The organism is Paenibacillus sp. FSL K6-1122 (genome assembly GCF_037977015.1).
GTDB lineage: Bacteria > Bacillota > Bacilli > Paenibacillales > Paenibacillaceae > Paenibacillus > Paenibacillus amylolyticus.
The window spans coordinates 3,519,308-3,537,281 of record NZ_CP150272.1 but is presented as its reverse complement, the minus strand read 5'-3'; the positions used below and the strand labels follow the sequence as shown (position 1 = coordinate 3,537,281).

The following is a 17,974-nucleotide window of genomic DNA, read 5'->3' as shown; positions in this document are numbered from 1 at the left end:
ATGCCCCCAGTTCGGTTTGAACAACTCTCTTCTCTCTGTCAACTTTAATCCATATCATTGTACAACAACTTGTACTCATTGAATACGAAAAGCCGCCATTGGGCGGCTTTTCGTATTTTTATTGTTACTCAACAGGATTAATCACGCGATATTCAAAATTCGAAAAGTCAGCTGTTCCTCCAGCTATTTCAGTTGAATATACAAACAACCCCGTTCGACAACCCATAAAATGATCCAGTTTATATATCATTTTGTGGACAATCCCTATATCTCTCCATTCAGTTCCATCGAAATAGGCAAAAGAGCACTCATCCAGATTGTTCTCAAAATTTCCGAATGCTTTTAGTTTAACTACTGGATCTGATACCGGGATACGTTCATGTTCAGTCGCTGGCTTCTGGTCGATCAGATTGCCAAATATGGTTGAATCCTCACTATCTCTGGCATGCATGACCAAGTAAAACTTGTTATCCTGCTTCGTAAGAGCGATCATACCGTACGAACCGATCAGAAAGCACAACCCGGCATAATCCCCATCATTCATACGACTGCCGTCAAGCGTAACTATTGCTTCGCAAGCGGGCCCCATTGAACGCTGGGTTAGTGTGTTGACCGCAAACGTCAGATTTGGGCTGATCTGTCCCGTTCGAACACGATACACTCCCGGTTTCTCTGTAACGGACCAAAGTTCATGATTAGGTGTATGATTCCATTGCCAAAAATCACGGAGGCGAATGTTTCCATCTTCTTCGGGTTCATAATTGAAACTGTCGCTACCCACTAACGGGTTATAACAGTGCTCTGGTCTCGTGCTCGGGATATCAATCTGTTTCGGCGCTTTGTTTGCAAAGACCGGTATACCTTGATCAAAGTGTAGCGGAACCAAAACAGGAACCCGGCCAACAGCCCCATGATCCTGAAACAGCATTGCATACCAGTCTCCATCCGGCGTATCCACGATACCGCCCTGAGCAACACCTGAATTGAAATAATCCATATCGTCATTGAATACTTCTCCACCAGTGAAGACATCTTCCAGAGAATCTGCCATATAAAACGCCTGTGTTCTCCGTCCGGAAGCTTTTGTTATATGAATCAGGAACACAATATATTTACCATTGATCTTGTAAAAATGTGCTCCTTCATAACCAAGGTGATGAGGCTGCTCGTCTTTTACAATCAAGCGATGCACTCCACCAGGTTTGGGCCCGGACAGATCAGAGCTTAATTCGGTCAGATAGATCTCGGTATTACCGTACACGAGATATGCTCGTTCATCATCGTCAAAAAATAAGGAGCAATCATGGTAAAACCCTTCCACGATCTGTTTCTTCCACACTCCCGAGATGGAGGTCGACGTATACAAGTATGTCTTACGGGTATCATTCGCAACAAAGATCACATAGAACATCCCTTGATGATAGCGGAGCGATGCAGCCCACATGCCTTTACTATAAACGTGATGACCATCCACCAACCGTTGGGCAGGTGTATCGTCCAATGTGTCGTATACATATGTGGCTACTTCCCAATGGATCAGGTCATATGAACGCAGGATGACACATCCCGGCATCATATGCATGGTTGTACTGACCATATAATATGTGTCTTCTACACGAATAACGTCAAGATCCGGGTAATCGGCCCAAATAATCGGATTCGGATACATACTTTAATTACACCTCATTTTGTCTGTTAAACTTCCATTCTCTTAAAAGGATGGTTGAGCTGTCTGTTGAACTTTTAAGCTTAATATACAAGTCTTGCACACCTTTCGCACCCGTAACATTAGTTGTTAGTTCCATCCAGTGAAGGGATTCGGTCGCAGGCGGAACAATGATTTCTCCAATTAACAGTCCGTCTGCACGATCAAGTCGAAGTTCTAACGTACCTTCGGTTCCTTGATTCGCAATCGTGGCTGTGAAGGTTGTGGGTCCTTCACTTTCAAAGTCCACCTTCGATATAGCTATCCAGCTGTCATTTTGCAGTTTAGCGGAAATCATATTCGAATCTGATGCAGACATCTCACCAGAGTCAAGATATTGCTCTGTTGATACTCCGCTACTCCATCCAATCGTTGAACCGCTTACCCGCCGATAAGGATCGAAGCATTTGATTTGATCTACACCCTGATAATCGGCATGTACCTTCTTGATCTTACCCGTGGCCTCATCATGTTCGACTCGATTCAGATGTGTTGAACGGTAACCTTCGGGAATATCCATGGCTTGGCATAATGTCTGGGCATGATAGGCAATGTACCATTGATCCGATAGTTGAAATATAGCATGGTGATTGTTGCCGCCAATATCAAAAAAGTGTCCTGGATTCTGGAGTAGCGTACCCTGATATGTCCATGGCCCCATTGGCTGAACACTGGTCATATATGCAATCTCACCAGGTGGTGGGCTGCCATCTGGCCGATCACCTTCAATAAAATTGGAACAATACGTAAAGTAGTAACTATTATTATATTTATGTATCCCTGAATCTTCAAACATATAAGGCGCCTGAATAACCTTCGCTTTGCCAACAACGCTGATCATATCGTCTCCCAATCGCATAACTCTTGCCGTATCCGGTCTTTCTGCTTTCCCCTGTGGAATACCACCACCGAAATATATGTAGGCCTGATGATCATCATCTACAATGACAGCCGGATCGAATAGCCAGGTTACTTCCTCCACTCCCGGAGTCTCTCTTGTAATAAGTGCTTTTCCTATAGGGTCTATCCATGGACCTACAGGTGTGGGTGCAGACAGTACACCTATTCCACTGGCATTGTTGGCGAAATAAAGAAAGAAACAGTCCTTGCCATCCAAGATTCGATGAGCAGCTGCCGGGGCCCAGGATTGTGAAGCCCATGTTGCTGCGCCTTGAGGTCCAGCCACTCTGATCTCCCCATGATCGGTCCAGTTGATTAAGTCATCCGAAGAAATGACCGTAATCCGGTTGATTGAACTGTAGCTGTTTTTCTGAGGAAGACCGTCCTTATCATATTCCAGCTTATCACTAGTCATATATAAGTAGACTCGATTGTTAAATACCAAAGCATAGGGATCGGCTCCAAATTTGTGGGCCACCAAAGGGTTACCGTTGGAACGAAGCTTTCCAATCTCCCCTGGAATACGCTCCAGATTGGCAGCTTGGTCTTGCTTTTGCTCACCAGCTTGTGGTGTAGAATGATGATTCATCAAAAGAATCCCCCTATAATCGTTTTTAGTTGTGTCTTTTTACGAGAAAGCGTTTGCAATACAAAAGGTATCATGATAGGATGATTACATTTTAAGGTAAGCTGAGTACAATTTCATTGCGTTAACCGCTCTATTTATTGCGTGAAATGACGGGAGGTACTTCATGAGTGGATCCTCTGAGTGTTTTTATGATCCCATCCAGCCTGAGCTCTTATATCTGCACAGCGTAACGACGTATAAGCTGGAAACGATCTATCATCGCCATAATGCATACGAAATCTACCTGTTTCTTCGTGGAAACGTTCACTTTTATGTAGATAATCGATGTTACCATGTACAGCCTGGTGATCTGCTTGTGATGTCACCCGAGGAGATGCACCGAGCCTTTATTCTGGATGAATCTGAGTATGAACGAATTACAATCAATCTCAAAAAAACATATCTATTTCAGCTTTCCACACCATCAACCAATCTATCGTCATGTTTTGACCATCGCCCCAAAGGAACAGGCAACATCGTACATTTAGACGACGATAACTTGAAACAGATGCTGCAATGTACAAACGAACTGGAAGGATTGCTTGCTTCCGATGCTTATGGCACCGATATCAAAATAAATGCAGCCGTAGCCCAATTGTTGGTCATGATTAACGTCTGGTTTCATAACAATTCCTTTGTTCCCAATGACATTATGCCTGAACTGGTTCGTGAAACCATGGATTATATTGAAACACATCTAAATCAAGACATTACCCTTCGCAAACTTGCCGAAGTGTTCTACATGAACAGTACTTATATCAGCCGCCAGTTCAAGAAGCATACTGGATTAACCATCCGTTCCTACATTTTGGGTCGTCGTATTGAACGGGCCAAATTCCACCTGTCTGAAGGAATGAGTATTACGGATGCATGCTTTCAATCGGGCTTTAGTGACTATGCCAATTTTATTCGCAGTTTTACCAAAATGGTTGGCATCTCCCCCGGTAGATATATCAAACAAAGACGTGATGCAATGGAAGCACTGCCAAGATAATGATGACCTCATTTAATGTAAACTAAAAAAACATCAAGCCATCCTGCATGGCTCGATGTTCTTTAAGTTCTTGATATACTTCGGATCTGCAAACAATTTTATTGTAATTATACGCCAGTTAATTGATCTCTTTACCCGTCCACAGTCTAACGCGATCTTTAATCCACTCCGTATACTGCTGTTCCATGGCTACTGCACCTGCATTATCAAGTTCGGTAATCATATTGTCGTATATGTCTTCAAAGGCACTTGGAGAGGATGTAATCGCTTCGGCAATCCGTTTCTGAATAATGTCCTGCGTTTTCTGATACACAACGTTATAATCCCCGCTATCCGAAGGAATCGGCATATTGTAAGCAGCGCCCCACTCTTTCACCGGAAACTCCTCTTCGGAAGGGAACAAGTCCTTCCATGTAGTGATGCCATAACCTTTCAAAGCTTCTTTCTCCTCATCAGAATAACTTTGCTGTATCTGTTCAGGATAATTCGTTGTATAGTAGTTATCCGTTGAATCTTTGACGCCATCCCCGTAATGAGCACCAAAAATGTAATACAAGCCTACTCCGGTTTCTTTGGTGAATGTGTTATTGTCTTTGTTTTTACGTTCCTGTACATCGGCTGGGATGGCGCGAACACCGTCTTCCACGTTATATTGCTCGCCTTCAACGCCCCAGTTTCTCAATACTTGGCCTTCTTCAGAAGACATCCAATCCAAAAATTTGATGGCACGGACAGGATCTTCACAATCGACTGTTATGCCAATGCCATAACCATCAAAGCCGATATTTTGGAAGTCTTTCCGCTGAAAACTGTCATCTAGCGTGACCGGATAGAAACCGTAGGTCATATCGTCTTTTCCTGCACTTTTCAAAGCATTTTCCGCATCACTGAATCCCCAGCTTGGATCAAGCAAGGATAACACGCGACCACTGGCGATTTTGGACTTATACTGGTCATCCTTCTGAACAAAACTGTCCTTGTCCAGCAAGCCTTCATTGTACATCTTGTTCAACCACCGGAAATATTCCTTCTCCTCGGGACGTTTGTAATGCAGAACGGCTTCGTAGGTGTCCGGATTGATGAAATATTCACCATCTCCAGGTCCTCCAGTAGACATGACAGCGGGATCAGTAACCGTGATCATTCGCCGCCATCCATCTGCACTAAGCGTCAGCGGAATTGTGGGTTGGCCATCATCTGTGGTCGGATGTTTCTCGTAATATTCACGTAGCACTTTTTCGAAATCGTTTAAGGTTTTGATCTCAGGATACCCAAGTTCCTTGACTACACGATGTTGAATGGCGGTACCATTCGTCGCATCAAAGCTGACCTGATCGATTGCACCATTCGTTGGAATCCAATAGATTGAAGGATCGTCATTACTGTATTTCAACCGATTGAAGTGCTCACCGTAGATCTTTTTCAAGTTGGGGGCGTGTTCTTCGATTAGATCCGTCAGATCAATCATTGCCCCGGCATCAACGAGTCTGGTCAAGTTACCTTTGGGGAAAATCAAATCCGGATAATCACCGCTTGCAGCCATCAAGGAAATACGGTCGTTTCCGCCTCCGCTCGAAATATCGAATTCAGCATCAATGCTTACACCGGTTTCTTCCGTAATTTTCTTCCCTACCGCATCCTGCATTTTGTTCCAGTTGGGACTTGCATCTGCGCCGAAGAAGGTAAATGTGATCGGGCTGTTGGTGTCACTCGTATTTGATTCGGAATTCTCTCCAGCATTTCCGCAACCGGCGGAAACTAACACAACACTTGTTACGAGACATGCTCCTAGCACTTTTGATACGGCTCTCATTATTTTTCTGCCCCCTAAATGATGTTAGTCGTAATAACCAATCCAGACATTACGATGGTTCACTTTGAGATAGTATACGCTTACATATTCAACCGTTAGTAAACGACTACAACCCTGCCTACCCTATTCCATGTTTAAAGTATAAGGAAGTCTAATCACCCCAACCTTGATTATTAAGCCATGAAAATAGCATGATCTAGACATGAGTCTCAGTAAAAATGTAAAGACCAAAAAAGCGATGGTTGCCCATCGCCTCATAAAGCCAAGGCTAATTTTCAATAATATAATTCCAACGTAAATCCTTGGATCTCCCCTTCAACTTCCCGCAACAATTCCATTAGTTGGTCAGCGTATTCTCCAAGAATTTCTTTACTTTTCTCGAAGCCAATCCATTGAAAAGTAAGCGGCATGCTTACAGCCCCAGTTAAGACATCCCATAGTGCGTCCAAATTGCCTCCATAACTTTCGTCTAACTCAAGCTGGTTCTGCAAAATTTGATGAAGCTCTTCCTTGCTATGAAAGTCGTTTCCGTTAATCTGAATGATGCTCATATCATTTCCTCCGTTTATTTTAACTGTTCAAATGACTTGTAATGATCTGTCGTCTGGTAGATTAGACCGTCATTCGAGTATAGAATTCGGTCGCTTCCGCGCCGTCCTCCTGAGTAATTTATATCGGCTTCGTACCAGATCCGGCCTTTTTTGTTGGGGAGTAATCCTTCCCGGTTCCTGAACACGTCGCCGCCGATGCTTTTGCCTGGAGCAACTTCTCGCAGGTTACCTTCGCTTGGTTCCCATCCCAGATCTCTTGCTTCTTTCTTGGTAATGTAATTTGGTGGGAGTTCATTGTGCTCCGAGATATAATTGGCAACCTCATCAAATCCCATATCCTCCGAAACTTGAGGTGATCCGAGATCACGCAAAGACTCTGACGTACAACCTGAGAACAATAATGCAGCGATGATGATCACTAACGTGTAAGCAAATTTTCTGAAAAACATAATCTTTTCTCCTTTTGATGTTCTTGCTCTTGCTGTCTTCCGTTTTGCTACTATTTCGATGATAATGCTTCTAATGTTAACGATTTGTGGTAATTAAAGCAATTCTGTAAGCCTATTATGGTATTGAAATTCAATCAATAAAAGCTGTTACCCTGCTCCATTGAAGCATTATTTTTATTCTACAACAAAAAAAGCCGCTAAAATAGCGACTTAAATCGTACCACGATCATTACCATTCCATACATTCATTTAATACATTATTTTAATTTACTCATCCAGTTCTCTAGGGCTATAACTACCTCTTCCAACTGCTTTTCTTCTGTAATTGCAGGTTGATTATCTCCTTTTTGCATGCCGTATGAGCCAAATTGACCGTGATTTCCACCCTCAATACTCACATATGTCGTGTCTTCCGGAAGATTTGCTTTGGAGTTCTCCCAGTCTTCCCAGTTAAGCACTCCGTCATCCGAGCCTGTAATCTGTAAGATAGACAAGTCCGTATTCTTTACGCTCCCCCCTTCATCTGCATAAGAAGCCAAGAAAAAGACGCCTTCCAACTTCTCATTGTGCTCCGCAGCATACCGTGATGCAAATGAGCCTCCCAACGAATGGCCACCAATAACAAACGCTTCGTCAGGATGTTCCTCGATAAAGGAATCAGCCTTGTTTTGACCGAAAATCGCCAAGTTTATTGGCATGTTCGCGATATATACGCGGTGACCCTGTTCTGCCATTTCTCTGGCAAGTGGAGAATAACTTTCAGGTTCAACCAGACCACCTGGATAAAAAATAATATTCGGTTTGGTTATCTCTGTACCCACGGGTTCAAATCGGTAACCGTCCTTAAGCTTGGCGACATTAACCTGAGCATCACTTGTCATCGCCGTTTCAGCTCGCTCAGAGGGACTATACGTAACCGAATTGAGATATACGTAAACGCCGGCCACGATGATAACGATGGACAAGATGGTCCACATGATTATTTTTTTCCATTTGTTAGAACGTTGTGCTGTTTTCAACCTTAAAACCACCTTAGTATGAGGATAATGATATGCCTTTTTTAACTCTTCATAATTATACTTACCGGTAAGTATAATTACAAGATGATTTTGCTTACTATCGTTATTTGTCATAAAATATTCATGGAGGGAAGTCCAATGACAGAAAAATCACCCAAACGATTGCCTGGAAGACCCAAACATGGCAACGACGATATCTCAATTCAGCAAACCATTATTCAAACTGCTTCACAGTTATTCATGGAGTATGGCTACGAAACAGTCACGCTTCAGCAGATTGGCAAAACATGTAGCGTATCAAAACCAACCATTTATTATCATTTCACCAGCAAACCAGAGCTTTTTAAGGTTGCCTTTACAACGATGTTACAGAATGTGAGCCGGTTAACCTCGCATATCCTTGATCAAGCCGAGAATCTAGAGTCGGGGCTTGTTCGTCTGGCAGAGGCCAGACTGGGAAATCCGCATGCGGAGATTGAAACCATGCTCAGGGAAGCTGAGCCTTTTCTTGAACCAGCTCAAATTCAGGATATACGCAACGCGGAGCATCAGATTCATGAAGTGTTAGCTTCCCATTTCCAACGGGCAATGGATGAAAACAGACTACGAACGGACGATCCATTTTTCCTGGCAGAGACCTTCTCGACATTGATGTTAATGGGAAATCGGGAAGATAACCTGCATAAATATGGTTCCAACTTTTCTCTAGGCCAGAAGCTAGTAGATATTTTCATTCGCGGAGCACAGTAAAAATTCAGGGCAACAAGGAGAGCTGACATGAATATCCCTAGAGGAACCTATGGGTTTCGATTCGCGGAAGACAAGGAGCTCCAACTATGTGTACTGTATGCGGCTGGATGTGATTCAATAACCGATCCTTCTTATCATTGGGATGGACTCGAACGTTCGGACGGGCCTCTTCTGTTATTCCAATATACAGTCTCGGGTGAAGGTGTATTTGAGTCGAATAATCGCATTCATCATGTAACCGCAGGACAAGCTTTTTTGGCAGAAATTCCAGGGCCACATCGCTATTACTACCATTCAGTATCAAAAGAACCTTGGGAGTTTCTGTTCCTGCTGTTCAGGCCCACTCTTATTCTGCCCCATTGGAGAAAATTTCTTCGTGAAGCGGGAGAAGTTCCCTATCTTCCCGCTGATTGTACACCCATCCGACTGTTGCGGATGATCGTGACTGATGCGGCGGCAGGCAGAATCACTGATCCTCTGATCGCATCATCCAGCGTATATCAGTTCATGACAGAATTAACGCGATTACAGAAAACAACATTGCGCAACAGGGAGAATTGGTCTGAAAACATTCAAATAGCCGTTGAATACATAGAAAACAACTACTCCAAAATGATCAGTATCGATCACCTAGCGGAGCATGTTTCCCTTTCCAAATATCACTTTATACGTCACTTTTCCTCCAGTACGGGCTTGACGCCTGGTGCTTATCTAACCCGTGTACGTACCGAGAAAGCAATGGAACTGCTGCGTGGAACTACGCTTAGCATAGAAGTCATCGCCGAGCAAGTCGGGTATTCCAGCGGAAGTTATTTTATCAAAGCCTTTCGCAGCATAACCGGCGTTACGCCAGGTGAATTTCGCAGTGGCGGAGAAAGCCTTGTGTACCGTAAATTGTTCTTCGATTAACCGCAATATTTTGCTATTCCACACTCAACTTTACTGTAGATATTAATAAAATCCTTTATTATGATGAATTGAGCGAGAACAATAATTAATCCATAAAGGAGCATTCCCATGAATCATACACTTGCAGCATCAACTCCACCGCTTGGCTGGAACAGCTGGGATTGTTACGGCGCAGCCGTTACGGAAGACGAAATTCGTGGCAACGCCGAGTACATGGCAGAACATCTTAAAGACTTCGGCTGGAGCTATATTACGGTCGACATTCAATGGTACGAGCCTTTGGCCAATTCTTCGCAATATCGTCCGTTCGTTCCACTCATCATGGATGAATATTCGCGGCTTATGCCTGCCGAGAATCGGTTTCCCTCCGCTGCAGGTGGACAGGGATTCAAGCCATTAGCCGACTACGTTCATAGTCTGGGGCTGCAATTCGGCATTCACATCATGCGTGGTATTCCACGTCAAGCTGCACATGCGGCTACTCCGATTCTGGGAACAACCGCCACTGCGCGCGATATTGCTCATCCGAACTCCATCTGTCCGTGGAATACAGATATGTATGGTGTTGATAGCTCAAAAGAAGGCGCACAAGCCTACTACGATTCGCTTTTTGAACTGTATGCACAATGGGGCGTTGACTTGGTGAAGGTTGACGATATTGCTGCTTCAAGGCTCTATGACACCCATCAGCCTGAGATCGAAATGATATCCAAAGCGATTGAGCGCTCCGGTCGGCCCATGGTACTAAGTCTCTCTCCTGGCCCTGCTCCAGTAGAATACTCAGGATTCTTGGCTGATCATGCCAACATGTGGCGTGTCACGGACGACTTCTGGGACCTTTGGCCACTGTTATTGGATATGTTCGACCGCTGCCGGACGTGGCAGGGCGTTCCCAAAGCAGGCTGCTGGCCAGACTGTGATATGTTGCCTTTGGGTCATATCGGTATCCGTTCTGTAGACGGTGGTGGAGCAGATCGCTGGACTCGGTTCACACCTGACGAGCAGTTGACGATGATGTCACTGTGGAGCATCTTCCGTTCCCCGCTCATCTTTGGTGGTGAACTGCGAGATAACGATGACTGGACACTATCCCTGCTAACTAATCGTGAGGTTCTGCGAATGCATCGCGAGAGTTACGGAGCCAGAGAAGCCTTACGCAAAGAAGATCTTATTGTGTGGACTGCCCAGCATACAGATGGTTCCTCTTACGTCGCTGTGTTCAACATCGGCGAGAATGCTCTACCTGTGGATCTGTCCATGGATGAGGTCGGACTGTCCGGCATTACCGAAGGTACCGAATTGTGGAGCCATGAAGCAGCTCAATTAACAGAGAATTCCTTAGTTACTACTGTACCTGTGCACGGTGTGCGCCTCTATCGGTTTTCCTAAGCTTGCAAAAGAAAAAGAGAGGTCTGTCGTTCATTAGACAGATCTCTCTCATTTCATCAGTATGTATCCATGGCTTGAACGGCCTGATGAAATGCTTTAATTCTTCTTTCCAGAAGAGTCTTTTGTGGGCTACCTTCTTTGGACTTGGCATACATGTTCTCTAGAGATGGGAACAATCCCATCAAGACAAGACGAGCTTCTGCGATATCTTCCTCCGTGTAGGGATGAGATTTCTGATTCCATACCTTTTCCAACAGTGCTAGGCCGATGTATAAAGCTTGGAGACGTTTCTGTAACAATGTTGTGTTATTCCTTTTCTCAGTCATATTCACTAAGGCATTTTCCGATTTGCGGATGGTTGATTGAAAAGCTTTAATGGATTGCAGTTGATCTTCTTGTGACACGTTTTCCATAGAGTATAGACCTCACTTTCTTGGCTTAGTTTGTTCGGTCTTTCTATTAAATCACCTCTTAAATATAACAAAAAAAGCCGCTAAAATAGCGACTTTCAATGTGTTCATTCTCGATTCAGTTCTAGAGTACCTTCTCCAAAAAGCTGATCGTCCGTTCATTCTTCGGATTTCCAAATATCTCTTCAGGAGTGCCCTGCTCGACAATATAACCACCATCCATGAAGATCACACGATCAGCTACTTCACGGGCAAAACCCATCTCATGGGTAACAATCATCATCGTCATGCCTTCGCTCGCGAGGTCCTTCATAACACCGAGGACTTCTCCTACCATCTCAGGGTCAAGCGCCGACGTCGGTTCATCAAATAACATAACATCCGGATTCATAGCAAGCGCACGAGCGATAGCTACACGTTGTTTTTGTCCACCTGACAGTTGTGTTGGGAAGCTCTCTGCTTTATCAGAAAGACCCACACGCTCAAGTAATTTGAGTGCTGTATCACGCGCCTGCTGTGCATTTAATATCCCGAGTTCTCTGGGCGCAAACATGATGTTTTTAAGCACACTAAAATGAGGGAACAAGTTAAAATGTTGAAATACCATACCAATATTTTCGCGAGCTTTGTTCAGGTTCGTTTTAGGGTCATTCAAATCCTGATCATCCACAATAACCCGGCCTGCCGTAATCACATCTAATTGGTTGATGCAGCGCAAGAAGGTACTTTTTCCCGAACCGGAAGGCCCGATGACACAGACAACTTCTCCTTCGTTGACCGCCACATCTATTCCCTTCAGAACCTGATTTGTGCCAAAACTTTTCTTCAAACCTTCAACTTTTATTTTAGCCACGACGAACCTTCACCTCCAGATAATCAGCAATTTTGGTCAATGTGATGATGACAATCAGGTACATAACCGCAACCGTTAACCAAATGTCAAAAGAGGAGAACGTTCTTGCAATAACAATTTTACCCGATTGTGTCAACTCTACGAGACCAATAACGGACAAGATTGACGTATCCTTCAACGTGATAACCATCTGGTTAATGAAGGACGGAATCATAACCCGCACTGCCTGCGGAATAACGATCTTTATCATCGCTTTGCGATAAGGAATGCCCAATGAACGGGCAGCTTCCATCTGACCACGATCAATCGATTGAATCCCGCCTCGGATAATCTCGGTTACGTACGCCCCTGCATTCAGACTAAGTGTCAGAATAGCCGCCAGGAACAATGGCATCGTGAAGCCCATCGCCTGTGGAATCCCGAAATAGATAAAGAATGCCAGGACAATCAGCGGAATACCGCGGAAGATATCCACAAATACGGTGGCAACAACTCGAAGGAATTTGTTCTGTCCCACCTTCATGAATCCGAAAATCAGACCGATGATAAACGCGAAGAACAGGGATACAATCGTGTATAAAAGTGTTTTTCCCAGACCTTTAAAAAGTGCAGGAAGAGATTTCTGTATTAACTCCCAACGCCCCAGATTTGCGACTTGGGAATTCTCTCCAACATATTCTTCGATAATGCGCTTGTACTCACCGTTTGCTTTGATATTCACAAGACCAGCATTGAACATCTCCAGAAGTTCCTGATTTTTACCCTTACTTACCGCAAATCCGTAGGAAGCCCCGTCTTCTTTGGCGGTAACGATTTTCAAACCATTATTCTGCTTTACCCCATATCTTAGAACGGGTTCATCTTCAAAACAGGCCACCGAATTACCGGTCTTTACATCATCATACATTTGATATGATTCATCGAATGGAACAACGGTAAAGCCATATTTTGAGGCGATGGACTCAGCAAAGCTGTACCCTTCTGTTCCCGTTTTTACAGCGACCTTTTTACCACGAAGATCTTCGTAACTTTTAATGGTATCATTATTGGAACTAATCCCCATAACAACGCCTGAATCATAATATGGCTCTGAAAAATCAAATTTTGCTTTTCGCTCATCCGTAATACTCATCCCTGCGATTACACCATCGACTTGATTCGCCTCAAGTGCCTGTACAGCTGCGTTAAATCCCAGGGATTTGATTTGATACTTGAAATTTTGATCTTTGGCGATGGCATCCAGCAAATCCATGTCGATACCAACAAAATCACCATTCTCATCTTCATATTCGAATGGAGCAAATGTGACATCAGTTCCGATAACATAGGTTTTACCGGAATCGGACGCTGCAGCAGCGTTCCCTACCCATCCCGATAGACCGCTCACCAGGAGCAGCATCAGTGAAAGTATAAAAAATGAGATCTTCGTTGTTTTCATGTGTCCTCCCCGTCTCGGTATTGTCCGAATAATCATTATTTTCTTTGGAATCGGTATTACGGTTATGCTTATTGTCGATCTTCTGCCCATTTGATTGTTATTATTTACTGTATATTAACAATCAATGCTTTGCCTTTCCACTTGCAACATTTTCCTCCATCATTTTTTTCCAACCAGTAAAAGTCCTTTTAATACTTACCCTTTAAGTAAGCTTCGCGAAACCCAATATTACATTGTGAATCTGAAAAAAGTTACATTTACTTTAAAACGTATTATTTAAAATTTAAAACTCAAAAAAGCCGCGATTTCCGCGACTTTTTATTGTACAGTTTTTTATAATCTATTAATTTGCTCTGGTTGTCAATACAATCTCGAACTTCGAACCAGCTTCACCCGCGAATACAATAGTTCCGTTCTCAGGCAACACAATTTCGTTTTGTCCACTGACCACTGTATGATTAATGCCTATGCCAGCTTGGTTATATACAGCAAATGCGCTGTTTGCAGACATCTTGACCGTCATTTCTTTACCTGCAGCTGATGCTGGAATCGAATACCATGTGGCATGACCATTCGCCTGAATCGTTGTCTTTGATTTTTTTCCCGCATAGATCGGTTTGATGATGTCTTGAGCAGCATAAACGTTGCCTCCAGCTGTAACATATTCCACGCCATTTTCCTCATAGAAATTAAACTCCATCGTGTCACGGCCCGCTAATCCAGGAATTTGCAATTGGTTCACAGCTTGGTTAGCTCCAACGATTTTATTCGTGTAGACATAACCCGGCAGCTCATTAAAAGTATGAATGGGAATCATCGGCATCGCTGCGTTGTACAGTGTTGATGTGTATTTTTCATTGACCAAGACGTAGGCTTTGCCTTCCCGTTTCTGCCATGCGGCCTTTACTTCTGCAGACAATTCATTGGTTTCAAGCTTTTCTGCCTTATATTCCGAGGAAGCAACTTGTCCAAGTCCAGGAACAGACTGATACGAGCGAGACCACAAATATGTGTTCCCGTTGACTTCCTGAACGAACTTCAGCTTTTCCGTAGCCGCATCATTAACAAATGAGCCATCAGGGGTGTACGTATAGGTCTGATCAGAACTGTTAGGAGACGACAGATTAGATAGCGTTAATTGCCCGTCATCTTTTACGTCCAGCTTCATTAACATGTTTGCCCCACCCGCGTACATGCCTGTGTGCTGTGTAAGTTCCTTCGGCATGGTTGCTTTCACCGATGCATCATGTGACTTCTCCGGCTTACGCTCAGGAATGATATTCTTCTCCTCAAGCGCGCCAAGCAACAGCTCAGTTGCCAGCAATTGATCCGTTGAGCTATGACCACCGGAAGAGGTTACGGCAGCAGCCATATTATACTCCGGTAACACAATCAAGGAGGAATGATAGGTGATTGTATTGCCGCCTTTGCTTACTGCCTGGATGCCGTAATCATTAAAAGGAAACAGGTTCACGCTGTCCCAGCCCAGGCCATAACCAATGGAAGAATCGCCTTCTTCTGGCCACATGCCTCTCTTGTATTCTTCTTGCTCCATGGCCTCTACGGATTCCTCCGAAAGAACACCTTCAACCTCACCTGTAAAGATTTTCGAGAACTGAACCAGATCTTCAGCGGTGGAATAGATGCCTCCCGAGGCAATCATATTTGTAGTCTCTAATGGGAGTTGCTCCTCATGCGAAGGGGCATATGTTGCTGCCATCTGGCTAAAGTCCACAATATCCTGCGGTGTTTTGGTATGCTCCATACCAAGGGGTTCAGTTATGTACCGGTGCATGAAATTTGTGAAGTCCATGCCGCTGACCCGCTCAACCAGAATTTCAGCTAATGTAAAACCGTCATTACTATACACCGAGTATGCGCCAGGATCGGCCTTCAGATGTTGCGTCGCCAATTGTTCCAGTAACGTATCATGTGCATAGGTATCATTATCTCCAAACAGAATTGCACTGTTACTTGACGTTCCGAGAAGTCCGGATGAATGATTCAGTAGCATGCGTGGTGTAATCTGTTGGTAACGCTTGTCTTTCATTATAAAATCCGGAATATACTTCACGACAGGCTCATCGAGATCGATCTTGCCTTGGTCAACAAGCTTCATTACGGCAGTGGTGAGCACCATTTTGCTGGTTGAACCAATGCCATACATGGTATCTGAAGAAAGCGGGATGTTGTTTTTCAGATCATTGTTGCCTGCCTGACCGGAGATCACAATCTCACCCTCATCCATCAGTGCGTACTGCACACTTGTCGTAGCGTATGATTCAGTGAGTACCTTGGCCTTTGCACTTACTGCCTTTTTAGTTAGATCATACGTAGGGTTATTACCGTTACTGGTAGCGGGTATGGCCATGGCCGACATTGGGGACATCATTGCAAACACCAAGGTTATGGCGGCGATAGAAGTTCGTTTCTTTCGTGTCAATCTCATCTTCTCCTGTCTAGTCTATGGATTAGGAATCTCTGTGTTAGTACTCCCGTAGTGTAACCGAAGAAGATGAACTGTCTGTGGCTTGAATATGAATCGAGTATGAACCAAGCAGGACCAACCCAAATAGGTTGGACACACAGTAAAAATCCCTTTAGTCCAGCTTTGTTTTGTTTGCAAATTAAACTTTTGCTATAATGGTATATCAATCAATGGAGTGCCAATAACATGGCTAAGTACATAAATAAATGCAGTCCATAATTCAGCATGAGTAATGGAGTTGAAGCAATGCTAAAAGTTAATCGGAATGACCAACGCCCGATCTGGCAGCAACTTTTGGATCAAGCGATTCATAATATCACAACCGGGAAATGGCAACCAGGAGAATTGCTACTCCCCTCACGTGAACTTGCTCAATTAATTGGTGTTTCACGCTCAACCATACAGATTGTGTACGAGGAATTGTTCAGTCGAGGGTATACGGTAACCTCCCGACGAGCCGGGACAAGAGTTAGTGATTGGACATATGCACCTCGTTCATCAGAAGACGTCACGATGCAAGGGCCTATTCCGCCCGATCTGCCTACACTAAACGAATCGATTGGTCATCTGCATAGTTGGTTTGGCAATAGAGACAATCGCAAAATAGAAATTGATTTTAATCCCCACGAGCCTTATCTGGATGAAAGTTTCACAAAAGCCTGGAGGCAATCTTTTTTACAAGCTTCTACTGAACCCAATCTGGATCTTTGGGCTTATGGTGATGCCAGAGGGTTATTGGCGTTAAGAGAGCAGATTCAACGTTATTTGTCACTTGAACGAGGCATTCATATCGATGTTGATCAAATCTTGTTAACCTCAGGTGCACAACATAGCATTGATTTAATTGCCCAGGCTCTCTTAAGTGAGGGAGACAGAGTTTCGGTTGAAGATCCCGGCTTCCCTGCCGCTTGGATGGCGATGAAATACCGCCGGATGCAAGTCGATCCCGTTCCGGTTGATGAGTATGGATTATGTGTAGATCATATTCACCCACAGACAAAACTCGTATTTGTCACACCTTCTCATCAATGCGCCGTTGGTGTTATTATGTCGGAGCCACGCAGGCAACAATTGATGCACTTGGCAGCTCATCATCGATATTGGATTGTTGAGGATGACTACGATAGCGAATTTAGGTACCGTGGAGATCCACTTCCAACTATATTTAGTCAGCAACCTCAGAATACGCTTTATATGATGAGTTTTTCCAAAATGGTTGCACCTGGCATTCGACTATCCGCTATCATCGGCCCCAAAATAGCCATCGATCGCCTTACCCAAGTTCATGAATTAACCTATCGTCATCTGCCGATTATGGAACAATTAACGCTAACTCATTTTATTGAGCGTGGTCATTTTATGCGCCATATGAGAAGAGTTCGGAACATATATCGACGCAGACACGAAGTCATGACCAAAGCCATTGTTGCTTCTGGGTTAGGCTCACGATTTACATTAAGTGGTGTGGAAACGGGATTACATATGCTTCTAGAATCTGAAACGTCATTTGACGAAGAAGCGGTGACAAATGCTGCTCTTGATCAAGGTGTACGCGTGTATCCGCTTAGTAGATATTGCTTGGAGAGTCATCGAAAAGGATGGATATTAGGTTTTGCGAAAGTGGATGAGGAGCAGATTGAGGAAGGCATACATCGGCTTGCAAAGATTGTATTATGAT

General features: G+C 44.0%; 15 protein-coding genes. 5 read left to right on the top strand and 10 right to left on the bottom strand.

Translation table 11 applies throughout. The features are described from left to right. Nucleotides 1-124: 124 nt before the first annotated feature. Together NSQ20_RS16150 and NSQ20_RS16145 are read right to left on the bottom strand one after the other, a co-directional pair. A complete protein-coding gene (locus NSQ20_RS16150; protein ID WP_340032960.1) occupies nt 125-1,669 on the bottom strand; it encodes a glycoside hydrolase 43 family protein in 1,545 nt (514 codons plus the stop codon). Nucleotides 1,670-1,676: 7 nt separating this feature from the next. Beyond that, nucleotides 1,677-3,194: a glycoside hydrolase family 43 protein gene (locus tag NSQ20_RS16145; RefSeq protein WP_340032959.1), complete on the bottom strand. Its 1,518-nt coding sequence runs from the start codon at nt 3,192-3,194 to the stop codon at nt 1,677-1,679. Between the two features lie 163 nt (nt 3,195-3,357). On the opposite strand from NSQ20_RS16145, the gene NSQ20_RS16140 reads away from it, so the two are divergent. After that, nucleotides 3,358-4,227: an AraC family transcriptional regulator gene (locus NSQ20_RS16140; protein WP_340020370.1), complete on the top strand. Its 870-nt coding sequence runs from the start codon at nt 3,358-3,360 to the stop codon at nt 4,225-4,227. Nucleotides 4,228-4,345: 118 nt separating this feature from the next. Here the strand turns inward: NSQ20_RS16140 and NSQ20_RS16135 are convergent, their stop codons facing one another. The 4 genes from NSQ20_RS16135 to NSQ20_RS16120 form a co-directional block, all read right to left on the bottom strand. Then, on the bottom strand, nt 4,346-6,040 hold the full coding sequence (locus NSQ20_RS16135) for an ABC transporter substrate-binding protein (RefSeq protein WP_340032958.1): 1,695 nt from the start codon (nt 6,038-6,040) through the stop codon (nt 4,346-4,348). Nucleotides 6,041-6,315: 275 nt separating this feature from the next. Beyond that, nucleotides 6,316-6,591, bottom strand: coding sequence for a barstar family protein (locus NSQ20_RS16130; protein WP_340032957.1), 276 nt, complete (start codon nt 6,589-6,591; stop codon nt 6,316-6,318). A gap of 14 nt (nt 6,592-6,605) precedes the next feature. Then, complete coding sequence (locus tag NSQ20_RS16125) at nt 6,606-7,040, bottom strand: ribonuclease domain-containing protein (protein ID WP_340032956.1); 435 nt, start codon at nt 7,038-7,040, stop codon at nt 6,606-6,608. Nucleotides 7,041-7,297: 257 nt separating this feature from the next. After that, nucleotides 7,298-8,059 carry an alpha/beta hydrolase gene (locus NSQ20_RS16120; protein WP_340032955.1) on the bottom strand — a complete coding sequence of 254 codons (762 nt, stop codon included), beginning with the start codon at nt 8,057-8,059 and terminating at the stop codon, nt 7,298-7,300. 138 nt (nt 8,060-8,197) lie between these two features. Here NSQ20_RS16120 and NSQ20_RS16115 point away from each other — a divergent pair, with 138 nt between their 5' ends. From NSQ20_RS16115 to NSQ20_RS16105, 3 genes are all read left to right on the top strand, one after another. After that, entirely contained in the window at nt 8,198-8,809 is a 612-nt protein-coding gene (locus NSQ20_RS16115; protein WP_074095055.1) for a TetR/AcrR family transcriptional regulator, read from the top strand. Nucleotides 8,810-8,836: 27 nt separating this feature from the next. Beyond that, nucleotides 8,837-9,718, top strand: coding sequence for an AraC family transcriptional regulator (locus NSQ20_RS16110; RefSeq protein ID WP_340032954.1), 882 nt, complete (start codon nt 8,837-8,839; stop codon nt 9,716-9,718). Nucleotides 9,719-9,826: 108 nt separating this feature from the next. Then, nucleotides 9,827-11,107: a glycoside hydrolase family 27 protein gene (locus NSQ20_RS16105; RefSeq protein WP_340032953.1), complete on the top strand. Its 1,281-nt coding sequence runs from the start codon at nt 9,827-9,829 to the stop codon at nt 11,105-11,107. Between the two features lie 56 nt (nt 11,108-11,163). Here NSQ20_RS16105 and NSQ20_RS16100 read toward each other — a convergent pair whose 3' ends face one another. The 4 genes from NSQ20_RS16100 to NSQ20_RS16085 form a co-directional block, all read right to left on the bottom strand. Further along, entirely contained in the window at nt 11,164-11,520 is a 357-nt protein-coding gene (locus NSQ20_RS16100) for a hypothetical protein (protein ID WP_340032952.1), read from the bottom strand. Nucleotides 11,521-11,641: 121 nt separating this feature from the next. Beyond that, complete coding sequence (locus NSQ20_RS16095; RefSeq protein ID WP_340032951.1) at nt 11,642-12,370, bottom strand: amino acid ABC transporter ATP-binding protein; 729 nt, start codon at nt 12,368-12,370, stop codon at nt 11,642-11,644. Next, nucleotides 12,363-13,808: an amino acid ABC transporter substrate-binding protein/permease gene (locus tag NSQ20_RS16090; RefSeq protein ID WP_340032950.1), complete on the bottom strand. Its 1,446-nt coding sequence runs from the start codon at nt 13,806-13,808 to the stop codon at nt 12,363-12,365. Before NSQ20_RS16090 ends, NSQ20_RS16095 begins: the two co-directional genes overlap by 8 nt. Nucleotides 13,809-14,151: 343 nt before the next feature. After that, nucleotides 14,152-16,257, bottom strand: coding sequence for a serine hydrolase domain-containing protein (locus NSQ20_RS16085; RefSeq protein WP_340032949.1), 2,106 nt, complete (start codon nt 16,255-16,257; stop codon nt 14,152-14,154). Between the two features lie 285 nt (nt 16,258-16,542). On the opposite strand from NSQ20_RS16085, the gene NSQ20_RS16080 reads away from it, so the two are divergent. Then, on the top strand, nt 16,543-17,973 hold the full coding sequence (locus tag NSQ20_RS16080) for a PLP-dependent aminotransferase family protein (protein ID WP_340032948.1): 1,431 nt from the start codon (nt 16,543-16,545) through the stop codon (nt 17,971-17,973). The last annotated feature ends 1 nt before the right edge of the window (nt 17,974 follow it).

Coding starts and splice junctions, on each gene's coding strand:
- NSQ20_RS16150 (WP_340032960.1), bottom strand. CDS start 1,669: ATGTATCCGAATCCGATTATTTGGGCCGATTACCCGGATCTTGACGTT.
- NSQ20_RS16145 (WP_340032959.1), bottom strand. CDS start 3,194: ATGAATCATCATTCTACACCACAAGCTGGTGAGCAAAAGCAAGACCAA.
- NSQ20_RS16140 (WP_340020370.1), top strand. CDS start 3,358: ATGAGTGGATCCTCTGAGTGTTTTTATGATCCCATCCAGCCTGAGCTC.
- NSQ20_RS16135 (WP_340032958.1), bottom strand. CDS start 6,040: ATGAGAGCCGTATCAAAAGTGCTAGGAGCATGTCTCGTAACAAGTGTT.
- NSQ20_RS16130 (WP_340032957.1), bottom strand. CDS start 6,591: ATGAGCATCATTCAGATTAACGGAAACGACTTTCATAGCAAGGAAGAG.
- NSQ20_RS16125 (WP_340032956.1), bottom strand. CDS start 7,040: ATGTTTTTCAGAAAATTTGCTTACACGTTAGTGATCATCATCGCTGCA.
- NSQ20_RS16115 (WP_074095055.1), top strand. CDS start 8,198: ATGACAGAAAAATCACCCAAACGATTGCCTGGAAGACCCAAACATGGC.
- NSQ20_RS16110 (WP_340032954.1), top strand. CDS start 8,837: ATGAATATCCCTAGAGGAACCTATGGGTTTCGATTCGCGGAAGACAAG.
- NSQ20_RS16105 (WP_340032953.1), top strand. CDS start 9,827: ATGAATCATACACTTGCAGCATCAACTCCACCGCTTGGCTGGAACAGC.
- NSQ20_RS16100 (WP_340032952.1), bottom strand. CDS start 11,520: ATGGAAAACGTGTCACAAGAAGATCAACTGCAATCCATTAAAGCTTTT.
- NSQ20_RS16090 (WP_340032950.1), bottom strand. CDS start 13,808: ATGAAAACAACGAAGATCTCATTTTTTATACTTTCACTGATGCTGCTC.
- NSQ20_RS16085 (WP_340032949.1), bottom strand. CDS start 16,257: ATGAGATTGACACGAAAGAAACGAACTTCTATCGCCGCCATAACCTTG.
- NSQ20_RS16080 (WP_340032948.1), top strand. CDS start 16,543: ATGCTAAAAGTTAATCGGAATGACCAACGCCCGATCTGGCAGCAACTT.